This is a genomic window from Bradyrhizobium sp. 61, assembly GCF_023073075.1.
Classification (GTDB): domain Bacteria; phylum Pseudomonadota; class Alphaproteobacteria; order Rhizobiales; family Xanthobacteraceae; genus Bradyrhizobium; species Bradyrhizobium barranii.
On record NZ_JADPIU010000077.1, the window covers coordinates 155,780 to 168,698 of the forward strand.

Annotated in this window: 13 protein-coding genes; 8 read left to right on the forward strand and 5 right to left on the reverse strand. The window is 64.5% G+C overall.

From position 1 onward, the window contains the following. On the forward strand, positions 1-825 hold the full coding sequence (locus IVB46_RS30620) for a porin family protein (RefSeq protein ID WP_247310722.1): 825 nt from the start codon (positions 1-3) through the stop codon (positions 823-825). Positions 826-914: 89 nt separating this feature from the next. Here IVB46_RS30620 and IVB46_RS30625 read toward each other — a convergent pair whose 3' ends face one another. Beyond that, positions 915-1,505: a hypothetical protein gene (locus tag IVB46_RS30625; protein WP_247310724.1), complete on the reverse strand. Its 591-nt coding sequence runs from the start codon at positions 1,503-1,505 to the stop codon at positions 915-917. Positions 1,506-1,703: 198 nt separating this feature from the next. Between IVB46_RS30625 and IVB46_RS30630 the strand changes: the two genes are divergently transcribed. Continuing rightward, the gene (locus IVB46_RS30630; RefSeq protein WP_007609848.1) at positions 1,704-1,889 is read left to right on the forward strand and encodes a hypothetical protein; all 186 of its coding nucleotides are present in this window, start codon (positions 1,704-1,706) and stop codon (positions 1,887-1,889) included. Positions 1,890-1,910: 21 nt separating this feature from the next. After that, positions 1,911-2,681, forward strand: coding sequence for a glucose 1-dehydrogenase (locus tag IVB46_RS30635; RefSeq protein WP_063983511.1), 771 nt, complete (start codon positions 1,911-1,913; stop codon positions 2,679-2,681). Between the two features lie 367 nt (positions 2,682-3,048). On the opposite strand, the gene IVB46_RS30640 is transcribed toward IVB46_RS30635, so the two are convergent. Beyond that, positions 3,049-3,816: an outer membrane beta-barrel protein gene (locus tag IVB46_RS30640; protein ID WP_071914298.1), complete on the reverse strand. Its 768-nt coding sequence runs from the start codon at positions 3,814-3,816 to the stop codon at positions 3,049-3,051. Between the two features lie 179 nt (positions 3,817-3,995). Continuing rightward, entirely contained in the window at positions 3,996-5,255 is a 1,260-nt protein-coding gene (locus tag IVB46_RS30645; protein ID WP_247310731.1) for an FAD-dependent oxidoreductase, read from the reverse strand. Between the two features lie 121 nt (positions 5,256-5,376). Between IVB46_RS30645 and IVB46_RS30650 the strand changes: the two genes are divergently transcribed. Further along, positions 5,377-5,661, forward strand: a complete 285-nt coding sequence (locus tag IVB46_RS30650) for a hypothetical protein (protein WP_063983514.1) — start codon at positions 5,377-5,379, stop codon at positions 5,659-5,661. Positions 5,662-5,710: 49 nt separating this feature from the next. Here IVB46_RS30650 and IVB46_RS30655 read toward each other — a convergent pair whose 3' ends face one another. After that, a complete protein-coding gene (locus tag IVB46_RS30655; protein ID WP_247344127.1) occupies positions 5,711-7,237 on the reverse strand; it encodes a caspase family protein in 1,527 nt (508 codons plus the stop codon). 202 nt (positions 7,238-7,439) lie between these two features. Between IVB46_RS30655 and IVB46_RS30660 the strand changes: the two genes are divergently transcribed. The 4 genes from IVB46_RS30660 to fabA all read left to right on the forward strand — a co-directional run bounded on the left by IVB46_RS30660 (position 7,440) and on the right by fabA (position 12,142). Continuing rightward, the gene (locus tag IVB46_RS30660; RefSeq protein ID WP_247310733.1) at positions 7,440-8,435 is read left to right on the forward strand and encodes a helix-turn-helix domain-containing protein; all 996 of its coding nucleotides are present in this window, start codon (positions 7,440-7,442) and stop codon (positions 8,433-8,435) included. 300 nt (positions 8,436-8,735) lie between these two features. Then, a complete protein-coding gene (locus IVB46_RS30665; RefSeq protein WP_247344130.1) occupies positions 8,736-10,274 on the forward strand; it encodes a DEAD/DEAH box helicase in 1,539 nt (512 codons plus the stop codon). Between the two features lie 165 nt (positions 10,275-10,439). After that, positions 10,440-11,507, forward strand: coding sequence for a GGDEF domain-containing protein (locus IVB46_RS30670; protein WP_247310734.1), 1,068 nt, complete (start codon positions 10,440-10,442; stop codon positions 11,505-11,507). A 104-nt stretch (positions 11,508-11,611) separates the two neighbouring features. Next, positions 11,612-12,142 carry a bifunctional 3-hydroxydecanoyl-ACP dehydratase/trans-2-decenoyl-ACP isomerase gene (gene fabA / locus IVB46_RS30675; RefSeq protein ID WP_247310737.1) on the forward strand — a complete coding sequence of 177 codons (531 nt, stop codon included), beginning with the start codon at positions 11,612-11,614 and terminating at the stop codon, positions 12,140-12,142. A 93-nt stretch (positions 12,143-12,235) separates the two neighbouring features. Here the strand turns inward: fabA and IVB46_RS30680 are convergent, their stop codons facing one another. Continuing rightward, the gene (locus IVB46_RS30680; RefSeq protein WP_247344132.1) at positions 12,236-12,685 is read right to left on the reverse strand and encodes a TfoX/Sxy family protein; all 450 of its coding nucleotides are present in this window, start codon (positions 12,683-12,685) and stop codon (positions 12,236-12,238) included. Positions 12,686-12,919 lie beyond the last annotated feature (234 nt).

The following is a 12,919-nucleotide window of genomic DNA, read 5'->3' on the forward strand; positions in this document are numbered from 1 at the left end:
ATGAAGAAGTTTTTGCTCGCTCTGACGGCATTGGCGGCGATGACCGGTTCGGCCGCGGCGGCTGACCTTGGGGCCCGCCCCTATGGGAAGGCTCTGGCGCCCGCGCCCGTCCAAAGCTGGACCGGCTTCTACATCTTCGGCGGCGGCGGCGGCGGTCTGTGGTCCGCTGACAGCAACATCCAGAGCACTGGTGTTGCTGGAGGGTTCGGTGCCTTCGGACCGGCGGGCACCGCTATAACCCGCGATACGCGCCTGGGCGGCAGCGGCTGGTTTGGAACCGTCGGCGCCGGTTACGATTGGCAATTCAACGGCCGTTGGGTGGCCGGCGTCTTTGCTGACGGACAGTTCGGTGAGATCAGTGGCTCGCTGACCGACCCCGCCTTCTGGCAAACGGAAGGCCGCCAAAAGCTTCGCACCAGCTACACGGCCGGCGCGCGGTTAGGCTATCTCGTTGCGCCCAATGTCCTGTCTTACGTCAACGCCGGTTACTCGGGTTCGGAATGGTCAGGCACGTCTCAGACGTTTCTGGGTGTGGGACCGGGCGCCAGTACCGCGACGCAGACGACCACTGGCTCCTTCCACCGCGATGGCTTTTTCGTTGGCGGTGGCGTCGAGAACAACCTCGACATTTTCGGAATTGCTGCGCCCGGCTGGTTCATGAAAACCGAATACCGTTCGGCGTACTATGACCGCATTTCCCGGCCCACGACGTTTGCTCCGGGCAATAATTTCGGCGCGCCGGCGGTGGGTCTGACGGGCACCGCAATTACCTTCAAGCCCTGGGTCCAGACCATCAGCACGTCGCTGGTCTACCGCTTCAACTGAAGCGCCCCAACTCCTGAGACAGGTCCTGATCCAGTCTGGTTAGACGTCAAAGCCCCGGCATCGTCCGGGGCTTTTTCGTTGCCGGATTGTCAGCGGCCGACGCTCGCCTTCAGAGATCGGTACGCCTCTCCAAGCCGGTTCTCGATCCCCGCCCAGTCGGTCTCAGCGATCGCCTCGCCCCGCGCATCGCGAAACGCCATGGCCTCTGCCCGCGCGATGCCGAACTGCCTGATGCCGGAATCGTCCGCGCTCTTGCCGTAGGTCAGCGCCGTCACGCGTGCGATGGTGAGGCCATAGTCGCGCGGGTCCGCCGCCTCGCGCCGCGCCTGCCACCAGTCAAGCTCGAGACGGGCGGCCTCGTGCGCGTCGAATGCCATAGGCGCGGCCGATGCAAAATCCCGGTAGTATCCAACGAGCGCTGGCAGGGCCGCATCGGCCTCCGGTCGTGACCGCGTCGGCTGGAACGTCCTGGCGGCCCCGGCGGCGCCGAGCGCGATCTGCAAGCTTCTTAGCGGCGAAAAGCCGAACTGCGTTCGCGTCGATTCGTAGAGATGATAGAACAGCGCGGCATAGCGCTTGTCGTAATAGTCGCGCCACATCGCGGTCTCGAGCCGCGCCATCTCGGCCGGATCGAACGCCCGCAGATCCGCACGCCGCGGAATGACGGCATAGGCCGCCACCAGTGTGGCCGCAGCCGCGATGCCAGGGGGCTACCACGGATCATCTTCCGCACGGACATGGATCCTCCCAGCGGCCCTGCATCCGCAGCCATTGTATCCAAACCGAAGCTACGGCTAGTCTGGCGGGAAGTTTTCGTGACAAGCGGCGATCGTTGATGCCGTAGGCCACGACAGAAGCAAACCAACGGGGAGGAATGCATGCGCAGATTTCTGCTGATCGCAGGCCTGTTTGCCCTCGCCGTCGGGCTGCTCTGGATCGGACAGGGAACGGGCACCGTCGCCTGGCCGCGGTCGAGCTTCATGGTCAACCAGTTGCAATGGGCCGGCTATGGCGCAGCCATGGCCGGCTTCGGACTGGTCCTGATCTGGCAGAGCAACCAATAGAAGAAACCAGGGAATACAAATATGACATCCAACCGGTTCGATCTCCGCGGCAAAGTCGCGATCGTCACAGGGGGCAATGGCGGCATCGGTCTTGGCCTCGCCCACGGACTCGCCGATGCCGGCGCCGATATCGCCGTGGTCGCACGTAACGAAACCAAGTCGGCCGCTGCCGTTGCCGATCTCAGAGAGCGCGGCGTGAAGGCGATTGCCGTCACCACCGACGTCACCGACAAGGCGGCGGTCGCGGCCATGATCGACCGCGTCGTCAAGGAGCTCGGCCGGATCGACATCCTCATCAACAATGCCGGCATGAGCATCCGCAAGCCGCCGCACGAGCTCGAGCTCGACGAGTGGAACAAGGTGATCGACACCAACCTCACCAGCGCCTTCGTGTGCTCGAAGCTGGCCTATCCGGCGCTGAAGGCGTCGGGCAACGGCAAGGTGATCAATATCGGCTCGATGATGTCGATCTTCGGCGCGAGCTTCGCCACCGCCTATGCGGCAAGCAAGGGCGGCATCGTGCAGTATACGCGCGCGTGCGCCAATGCGTGGGCGCCCGACAACATCCAGGTCAACGCCATCCTGCCGGGCTGGATCGACACGGACCTGACGCGCGGCGCGCGGCAGCAGGTCTCGGGACTGCATGAGCGCGTGCTGGCGCGCACGCCCGCGGGACGCTGGGGCGATATCGACGACTTCGCCGGCATCGCCGTGTTCCTCGCCTCGCCCGCCTCGAACTTCGTCACGGGCACTGCGATCCCCGTCGACGGTGGATTCTCCGTGATGGCGTAAGCTTGCCCGCGGTCGACGAAAAAGCCCCGGCAGATGCCGGGGCTTTGAAAGCTCTCACGTTCGGAGAGATCAGTACCTTGCGACGACGGCCGAGGGACCGAAGCGGTAGTTCACGCCGACGCGCACCGCATCAACGACATGGCTGAAACGATACGTCGCGGAGTCCGTGGGGGCAGAAATAGGCAAGTGCTATTTACCTACTGCACCCTTATGCACCGTCACGGTCAATTTCCGGAGATGACCATCCGCTGCGCCGTCCCGCCCGTGGCGACAACGACGCGCGAATCGGCAGAAAAAAGCCCCGGACGGAGCCGGGGCTTTCAGTTGTTGGCAGTACTTTTTTAGCTTCGGTCGTTCGTTGACGTGCTCAGTAGCGCGCGATGACCGGTGCGTCGAACTTGTAGCTCGCGCGCACGACGGCCCACTGGATATCGCGCGGCTTGGCATCGAAGGTGTAGTTACCCGAGGTCCCGCCGAGCTGATAGGTCTGGCTGCCGAAGGCCGCGTAATTGTACTCGAGGCCGACGATCCAGTTGCGGGTGATGCCGTATTCCCAGCCGGCGCCGACGGTCCAGCCGTTGGCCCAGTGGGTCTGACCACCCGAGCCGGTCGAGGGCGCAACGGTGTCGCTGACGTTGAGACGGTTGTTCACGCCGGCATAGCCGCCCTTGATGTAGAACAAATTGTTCTGCACGGCGAAGCCGGCGCGGCCGACGACGGTCGCGAGCACGTTGGCGCGCCAGGTGAAGATGTCGTCAGCGGCGCCGAAGGCGGTGTTGACGACCGTACCCTTGTTGTCGAGGCCGGAGATCGTGCCTTCCATGCCGAACACGTAGTTGTTGGCCTGCCAGTTGTAGCCGATCTGAGCGCCGCCCATGATGCCGGCGCCACGCTGGCGATAGCCCTGGCCCGGAACGAGATCGCCGAACGGCGCGCCGGTCCCGTTGTTGATGAACTGCTCGTTGGTCCATGCGCCACCGATGTGGCCGCCGACATAGAAACCGGTCCAGTTGAACAGCGGCTCCGCATAGGCGGGCGCCTTCATGTAGCGCGCACCGAGATCGGCGGCTGAAGCAGCGCCGGTCGAAACCAGAGCGGTCGTGCAGGCGAAGGCGGCAATCAATTTGTTACGCATGGTACACCCCGTGTCCTTTGATGGGCGCACGGTCACACGCAGGTCTTACTCAAATTTGAATCAAGAAAGTTAAGACGCCGGATTGGCAAGCGGCGCGACGTGAATCCGTTTGCGCTGTTGCACGCACGCAACGCGCGGCGCGCGATTTAACGCCGCGTTATCCCTACCGACATCCTGCACTACGATGCCGGCGCGGCCTTGGACTGCACGTGCTCGGGCCGCACGCCGAGCGCAATCAGGCGCGCCGGAATACCCTGGAGCCATGGCAGCGCAGTGATCAGGCGCACGACCAGCGGCACCTTCAGCGGCCGATCGCCGCCCTGCAGGGCGCCGCTGATGATGTTGTTCTGCACGATCATCTGCATGCGCTGCGTCATCCTCACCGGGAATTCGCGGCGTCGGCGCACGGCATCGAGTTCATTCTCGGTTGGGCAGCACTGCCGAAGCTTGTCGGCTAGCAAATTGGCGGTCGCGACCGCGTCCTGCACGGCGAGATTGACGCCGACGCCGCCGACCGGCGACATCGCATGCGCCGCATCGCCGATAAGAAGCAGGCCCGGCCGCGTCCAGCGCGCCAGGCGGTTGATCGCGACGGTGAGCAGCTTGACGTCGTCAAAGCTCTTCACATCGGCGATGCCGGATCGAAGGATCGGCGCCATCCGCACGACGTCGTCGAGCAGCGCCTGCAATCCCCTCGCCTTCACCGCCTCGTATTGTCCCTTCGCGATGACATAGGCGCACTGCCAATAGTCGCCGCGGTCGAACGTGACCATCATCTTTCCGGGCTCGACGCGCGCGAACAGGTTCTCGGTCTCGTCCGCCTTGCGGCCGACGCGGAACCACAGCACGTCCATCGGCGCGCCGATCTCCTCGACGCGGAGCCCCGCACGCTCGCGCACCGTCGAATGCCGGCCATCGCAGGCAATGGTGAGATCGGCTTCGATATCGATCGGCCCCTCCGGCGTCATCGCACGCACGCCGGCGACAGTCTCGCCGCGGCGGATCAGATCGACGGCTTCCGTATTCATCATCACCTTGAGCGAGGCGAAGCGCTGGCCGGCCTCGCGCAGGAAATTCAGGAAGTCCCATTGCGGCATGAAGGCAATGAACGGGTACTTGGTGCGGAGCCGGCGGAGATCGGCGATCCGCACGGGCGTGCCGCCAAACAGGCCGTCCATCATTTGCAGGCGCTGGTGCAGCAGCTTCAGGAACCCATCGATCAGGCCGAGCTCGTCCATCACCTGGAGCGTCGAGGGATGCACGGTGTCGCCGCGAAAGTCGCGGAAGAAATCCGCATGCTTCTCCAGCACCACGACGTCGATGCCGGCGCGTCCCAGGAGATAGCCGAGCATCATGCCGGCCGGCCCGCCGCCGACGATGCAACATCGGGCTCTCACGGAGTGACGCACGGTGTGCTCTGGGGTATCAGATTCCGTCATCAACTCCTCGCTTACAACTTTAGTACTCTGTGCAGTGCAACAAGCCGGAATTGGTTTGCCGCAATGCCGAATGGCCGGTAGCGTTGCTGATAATTTCGATTGATTTCAGGATGATCCCGCGTTGCGCACCATACTGATAGTGCTTGGCATCTGGCTACTGATCAACGTGCTTTTCGTCGTGATCATGCTGCCGCCGCGCAAGCCGCGGAAGCCGGATCCTCAGGAGGCGGGCACGCTCGCGCCGGCACGGATCGACCAGAACGGCTATCCGTTCGAGGAACAGGAGAAGGTCCTGCTTCGCCATGTGGTCATCTCGATCGCCATGGGGACGTTCTTCTCGCTTGCGCCACCCTTGATGGAAGCGATCGACGCCATCAAGCGCTACATCGGGAAGCGTCGCGGCTAGTTTCCCGCGCCAACCGCGCTCGCCGCCCAACAATGGAACCGCAGACCGCTCAGTTGTTGCTGCGGTTCGCGGCCCGAAAACTCTTGATTTCCGACACGCTGCCGTCGCGGTAGGTCAGTTCCACCGAGACGAACTGCGTCGCCGGGGCAAGCTTCATGTAGAGCGGCATGCCGGCGCTGATCGCGCTGGGATCGCGCATGTCGCAGCCCGGCATCTTCAACACCTGGTTCGGAACGGCGGTGTCGATGCCGATGCGCACCTCGCGGATGGCGCAGCGGTAGGACACGAGGTGCGTGTAATAGACGAGCAGCCCGTTGAACTCGCGGAACGACAGCCAGCTCGTCGCGGTCATGTCGAGAATCTTGCGCTGGTCGCGGATCAGCGCGGCTTCGGGATCGAACCGGATCGGGAATGGCCCCTGCATGTCGCCGGACTGATCGACATAGCGGACCTCGATGGTGCCGGCCTGCGCATCCGGCGGCAATTCGATCGACGGGTTCGGCATCCGCTTGCGCGTGCGCGGATCGAGCGTGTCGATGAAGCCGGTCTCGCGGAAATCGCCATTGCCGGCCATGCGCCAGGAAATGCCGAGCGTCGGGTCGGCGAAGGAGAACACCACGCTCCAGCCGCCATTGTGCCGCGAGAAGCTGGCGATCGGCGCATTGGTGGTTTCTTCCTTCGGCACGCGCGGTACCGACACCGGCGGGAGAGCCGCGAGCTTCTGCGGCGGCGGATCGGCCGGGCGTGCAGCGGCGGTGGCGGTGGCGTCCTTGGCAACGCCGCTGAGAAAGACGTCGTCGACCATCTGGTCGAAATAGACCGGCACCTGCCTGTGCTTGACGGTGTCGGCCATCTCGCTGACGAGACGGCGGGTGCGCTGCGCCACCTGCACCAGGTTCTCGCCGGGCTGGAGCAGCTCCTTGGCGAAGGTGCGCGTGAACACCGAATTGGGATTGGCGTCGTCGTTGGAGAGACGATCGAGTGCGGTCTGGCGGGGACCTGCGGAGAACACCGAGAACACGCCTTCGGGCAGCTGCACCATCGGCGCGAGGCCGCCGCCGCCGGCGACCGCGCGGGTGCCCTTGCGCTCGAACGGGTTGTTGCGGCAGGCGTCGAACACCAGGATCGACGTGCGCGCCTTCTTGTTCTGAAGGCGCTCGACGATGCGGTCGGCCAGGATGGAAGCGTCGCGCACCAGCTCTTCCTGCCCTTCGGTCGCCGCGGGCACGTCAGTCGGCAGCAGGTAGTTCTGGCCCGCGATCTCGAAGCCGTGGCCGGCGTAGAAGAAGAATGCGGTGTCGCCGGGCTCGATCGTCCTGTCGAATGCGAGCAGCGTCTCGGAGAATTGCTGCCGGCTCTGGTTCTCGGCGACCATCACCGAGAAGCCGAGCTGCTTCAGTGTATCTCCCATGGTACGGGCGTCGTTGACCGCCTTGAGGAGCTTGGGGACGTTCCTGTAGTCGTTGTTGCCGACGACGAGCGCAACGCGTTTCTCGGCTTGTGCGGGCAGCGCGAAGCCGCTCAGGCTCACCGCAAGGCCAAGGGCCGCCAGAATTCTGAAAAGCCGACGCGTCATCGTAAAATTCCCGTTGCAGAACGGCGCTCCGCCGGCCCCCTCGAACAGCGATTCATTGGAACCCTCTGCCGTTGAAGATAGTCGGTCCAGCCATGTCGACGGTTCAACGCCGAGAGCCCTCGGGTTCCGTCATCAGGACTATGGCAGATTCCTCCGGAATCTGCTTTTTCTAGGCAGCTGCGCGCTGCAAGCGGGGGCTGCCGTGTATCGATGGTGTACTGACGAGGTCGAGCCGCATGACCGGTTCGACTATTGGCGCGAGGTCCGGTCCAAGGGCCTGTTCGGCGTCACCGCTGAACTCGAGCGCGAACGCCGCGCGGACTTCTACGGCGAATTCTCGCTGCGCCAGCTCGGCGGCGGTGGGCTCGTCGAGCTGAAGGCGTCGCACTACACGGTCGAGCGCAGCAACTCCGACATCGCCTACGCGCCCGGTGACAGCATCTGCGTCTACCAGCAGCTCGGCAGCGGCGGCTGGTTCGGCGGCATGCGCACCGGCGACTTTGCGATCGCCAACGGCAGCTTCGCCACCAGCCATACCGACCAGCCCTATCGCACCGCGCCGCTCGGCGCAGGCGGCTTCCACCTGCGCATCCTGAAGATCCCCGTGAGCAGCCTCTCCACGCAGGACAGGCGCATGCGCGAGCTTGCGCCCCGGACGTTCAACGATCCCGGCCTGGCGCCCCTGCTCGGCGCCTGCTTCGCCGACCTCGATGAGGCCGCCGCAGGCGATAACGGCGCCACTGATGCGACCTCAGTCGCCCAGACCTCCTTGGATCAAGCCTCGCTCGTCCAGGCCTTGGCCCATCTGGCGCTGATCGAGCGCGGCATCGTGCGACCCGGCAGCCGCCGTGGGCAGGCCGCGCTACGGACCGCCCGGCTCTCGCAGGCGCGGCGCCTGATCGCGCGCCATCTGCAAGACCCCGGTCTGGCGCCGGCGATGGTGGCCGACCAGCTCGGCGTGTCCGTGCGTCACCTGCACATGCTGTTCGAAGCCGCGGCGAAGAGCTTTTCGCAGACCGTGACGGACGAACGCCTGAAACAGAGCCGCCGCCTGATGCGTGAGGCGCCGGACCGGCTGATCGCTGATATCGCGACCTCCTGCGGCTTCGAGAGCCTGGCGACCTATTACCGGGTCTTCAACGCCGCCTACGGAATGGCCCCCGGCGATTTCCGGGCCCGGGGCCCGGAAGGGCGTTAGCCGTCCCTCCGGCAGCTATCGCCCGGTTAACGGTGGAGGCGGAAAAGCCCAGCCGGGCCCGCTATTTGAGCAAAAACATCAGGTTTTTTAGGGTCTTCCCGCGCCCGCTCCATTGACTTTGGCCGATTCCCGCCTATGTTCCGGGGCGACGCGGCTCAGATCGAAGACCGATTCTTGAGCCTTGCGCTTTGTTCGCGTGAGTCAGCACCCCCAGCTTCTTTGAGAGCGCGCCGTTTCGGGGTGGAACGCGACAGCCTTAATTACCCTCGATTCCGAACGGCGGTTTCGACCAGAGGCTCAATGTCCTTTTCAAATCTCGGACTGTCCGAAAAAGTCCTCGCCGCAGTGGCGGCCACAGGTTACACCACCCCCACCCCCATTCAGGAACAGGCGATCCCCCACGTCCTCGCACGCAAGGACGTGCTCGGCATCGCCCAGACCGGCACCGGCAAGACCGCGGCCTTCGTGCTGCCGATGCTCACCATCCTCGAAAAGGGTCGCGCCCGCGCGCGCATGCCGCGCACGCTGATCCTGGAGCCGACCCGCGAGCTCGCGGCGCAGGTGAAGGAAAACTTCGACCGCTACGGCGCCGGCCAGAAGCTCAACGTCGCCCTGCTGATCGGCGGCGTTTCCTTCGGCGACCAGGATGCCAAGCTGACGCGCGGCGTCGACGTGCTGATCGCCACCCCCGGCCGCCTGCTCGACCACACCGAGCGCGGCGGCCTCCTGCTCACCGGCGTCGAGCTGCTCGTCATCGACGAAGCCGACCGCATGCTGGACATGGGCTTCATTCCTGACATCGAGCGCGTCTGTAAGCTCGTCCCGTTCACGCGGCAGACCCTGTTCTTCACCGCGACCATGCCGCCGGAAATCCGGCGCATCACCGAGACCTTCCTGCATAATCCGCAGAAGGTCGAGGTCTCCAAGCCCGCCACCACCGCCGTGACCGTCACGCAGTGTCAGGTCCCGGCCGGGCGCGAGGCGCATGAGAAGCGTGAATTGCTCCGACGCCTGCTGCGCGAGGCCAAGGATCTCCAGAACGCGATCATCTTCTGCAATCGCAAGCGCGAGGTCGCCGTCGTTCACAAATCACTGCAAAAGCATGGTTTCAGCGTCGGCGCCCTGCATGGCGACATGGACCAGTCGGCCCGCACGGCGGCGCTCGAACAGTTCCGCAAGGGCGAACTGCCGCTGCTGGTCGCCTCCGATGTTGCCGCCCGCGGCCTCGACATCCCTGAGGTCAGCCACATCTTCAATTTCGACGTCCCCCACCACCCCGACGACTATGTTCACCGCGTCGGCCGCACCGGCCGCGCCGGCCGGTCCGGCATGGCGATCTCGCTCGTGACGCCGCTCGACCAGAAGTCGATGGTGGCGATCGAGAAGCTGATCGGCCAGAGCATTCCGCGCGCCGAGGGCGATTTCGAAGTGCCCGCGGACGCAGGCGAGCAGAGCGCACGTTCGCGCGAACCGCGCGGGCGCGACCGTGAACGTTCCCGCGGCGGACGCGGCAAGCCGCAGCGTGGCCGCGATCGTGAGCGCAGCCACGAGCCCCGCGAACCGCGCGGCGAGGCGAGGCCTTCCGCAGAGACACAGCCCGCTCCTGAAGCGAGACCTGCACGTGAGCCGAGGCCCGCACGGGAGGCGAGGCCTCCGCGTGAAGCGAAGCAATCATCCGAGCCGCGCGGTGGATCGCGCCAGCAAGCCAATCCATCGCATGTGCCGTCGATCGGCCGCCCCGAGCCGCGCCGCCAGCGCGAGGCCGATACCGAGCCCGGCGATCACTCGCACCTTCCGGCGTTTCTGCTCCGGCCAGTGCGTTCTCCCGCCGGCGCCTGACGCGCCGGCGCGATTCAACTTCGGTTGAGCTGAGCCGCTTCACACTTATTCTGATGCATTCGCGAACGTCTGTTTACAGAGCGTTCACGATCGTCCGTTAGCCTGCGAACATAATTTAAGTATTGCCGCGGTCGATGGCGCACCGACCGCTGTGGGGTATGTTCAGTGGTCAAGGTGCTCGACGAACACGAACGCACGATGGCGTTCGCCGAAGTGGCTCTCGGTCAGATCCGCTCGCTTCGACAGACCGCAATCCCCCGCAATTACGAGATCTGGTACGTCTACGCCACCGGCTATAACGCACCGCTCAACAAGATCATCAACGAGACGCTGGCGCGCCACGGCAAGCTGACCGAAGGCGATCTCGAGCAGATCTACGAGACCTATCTTTCCCACATCAAGACCACCGACCGCATCGACAAGGTCGGCGCACGCGTCATCGGCGAGATCGACGACGTGATGACGGTGCTGAGCGAAGCGCTCGGGATGACCGGCTCCTACGATGCCAGCCTGTCGGGCGCGACCGAGCAACTGTCGTCGGCCAAGAGCCGCGACCAGATCAAGTCGATCGTCGAGACGCTGCTGCGTTCGACCAGCGAGATGCGCGAGACCAACAAGGCGCTGGAAGACCGGCTGACCCTGTCCAAGAACGAGATCAGCAATCTCCAGCAGAGCCTGGAGGCGATCCGCGCCGAGAGCCTGACCGATCCGCTTACGGGATTGGGCAATCGCAAATATTTCGATCGCATGATCGGCATGGCCGTGCAGAGCGCGCTCGCCTCGGGCGAGCCACTGTCGCTGCTGCTGTTCGACATCGATCATTTCAAATCGTTCAACGATTCCTACGGCCATCTCACCGGCGACCAGGTGTTGCGGCTGGTCGGCTTGTCCATGAAGCAGACCATCAAGGGACAGGACATCACCGCGCGCTATGGCGGCGAGGAATTCGCGGTCCTGCTGCCCAACACGGCGCTGCGCCAGGCCCTCACCGTTGCAGATCACATCCGCCGCGCCGTGATGGCGAAGGAATTGAAGAAGAAATCGACCGGCGAGATCCTCGGCCGCGTCACCATCTCCGTCGGCGTCTCCATGCTCAAGCAGGGCGACGACCCCGACGCGCTGATCGAGCGTGCCGATGCCTGCCTCTATGCCGCCAAGCGCAACGGGCGCAACCGCGTGATCTGCGAGGCCGATCCGGAATTCGCGATCGAGTCGCACAGCCGGGTGGCCTGACGCCGAAGCAGCGCGCCGAAGAGACGGCCGGCGCTTGACATTCCAATCCGCCGAACGACATCTTCCCCGCCGCCCGACTGCGAGCGTCGAGAGGACTTGTCGTCTTGCCCAATCCCCATGACTTTCACACACCGCAACAGTCCTACACCAGGGACGAACTGCTGAGATCGAGCGACGGCGGCTATTTCGGCCCGGGCAACGCGCAATTGCCGGCCCCGCCGATGCTCATGATGGATCGCATCACCGAAATCAGCCTGGACGGCGGCGAGTTCGGCAAGGGCCACATCGTCGGCGAGCTCGATATTTTGCCCGGCCATTGGTTCTTCGATTGCCACTATCGCGGTGACGCGATGATGCCGGGAAGTCTCGGCCTGGATGCGATGTGGCAGATGATCGGCTACTGGCTCGGCTGGTCGGGCTCACCAGGCAAGGGCCGCGCCATTGGCGTCGGCGAGGTCGACGCGACAGGGTTCGTCACACCGGATACGCGATGCGTGCGCTACGAGGTCGCCATGCGCATGGTCCGGCGCGGCAAGCTGGTGCTCGGAATTGCCGACGGTCGCGTGCTGGCCGATGGGGTCGGTGTCTTCATGGCCAAGGACATGAGGGTCGGACTGACCAAGGCGGTGTACTGAGGTCTCGTAGGGTGGGCAAAGGCGCGCAAGCGCCGTGCCCACCATCTCTCCAGCACCTTTATCCTGAACGGTGGGCACGCTTCCGCCTTCGCTCTACGAGCTACGGCGGACGAGTCTCGCTTTGCCCACCCTACGAACCGCCTTCTTGGCTGCCTGTTTCTTCGCCGGCGGCTTCTTCACGACCTTCTTCGGCGCCACCGCCTTCTTCCCCTTCGGCCGCTTCTTCACCTTGGCGCGCTGGGCGGCGGCGAGCGCTGCCCTCGCCCATTGCGCAAGCTCCTCGGAATCGTCGAACAGGCGCGCCGGCAGTTCCCAATAGGAATTCACCAGCACGGTTTTGGCGCGGGTCGAATACTGGAACGGCTTCGAGCCTTCCGCTTCAAAGTCCGGGATGGTGACCTCGTCGGCGCGGAAGAACAGGCCCGCGCGCAAGGCGAGCGCGAAGTTGATGCCGTCGGCGGAGATGCCGTAGCCGGAGAACATTTTTCGGATGGTGACGGGGCCGAAATCGGTGAACAGGTCGATCAGGAATTCGCGGTCCATGGCCAAGCTGCCTCCCCACGGTCGTCCCCGCGAACGCGGGGACCCATAACCACAGGGAGGAGTTTAGCGAAGACTACCAGCCAGGAAAGCTTGGTACTGATACCGAGCGTCATCGCCAGATCACGCGGTATGGGTCCCCTGAGTTCACAAACGAAGTGCAACACTTCCTCGAGGAGGTGTTGCCATGGGGCGGAGTTACGAGCAGCTATCCCTTGACGATCGATGCGAGATTGC

Coding starts and splice junctions, on each gene's coding strand:
- IVB46_RS30620 (WP_247310722.1), top strand. CDS start 1: ATGAAGAAGTTTTTGCTCGCTCTGACGGCATTGGCGGCGATGACCGGT.
- IVB46_RS30630 (WP_007609848.1), top strand. CDS start 1,704: ATGCGCAGATTTCTGCTGATCGCAGGCCTGTTTGCCCTCGCCGTCGGG.
- IVB46_RS30635 (WP_063983511.1), top strand. CDS start 1,911: ATGACATCCAACCGGTTCGATCTCCGCGGCAAAGTCGCGATCGTCACA.
- IVB46_RS30640 (WP_071914298.1), bottom strand. CDS start 3,816: ATGCGTAACAAATTGATTGCCGCCTTCGCCTGCACGACCGCTCTGGTT.
- IVB46_RS30645 (WP_247310731.1), bottom strand. CDS start 5,255: ATGACGGAATCTGATACCCCAGAGCACACCGTGCGTCACTCCGTGAGA.
- IVB46_RS30655 (WP_247344127.1), bottom strand. CDS start 7,237: ATGACGCGTCGGCTTTTCAGAATTCTGGCGGCCCTTGGCCTTGCGGTG.
- IVB46_RS30665 (WP_247344130.1), top strand. CDS start 8,736: ATGTCCTTTTCAAATCTCGGACTGTCCGAAAAAGTCCTCGCCGCAGTG.
- IVB46_RS30680 (WP_247344132.1), bottom strand. CDS start 12,685: ATGGACCGCGAATTCCTGATCGACCTGTTCACCGATTTCGGCCCCGTC.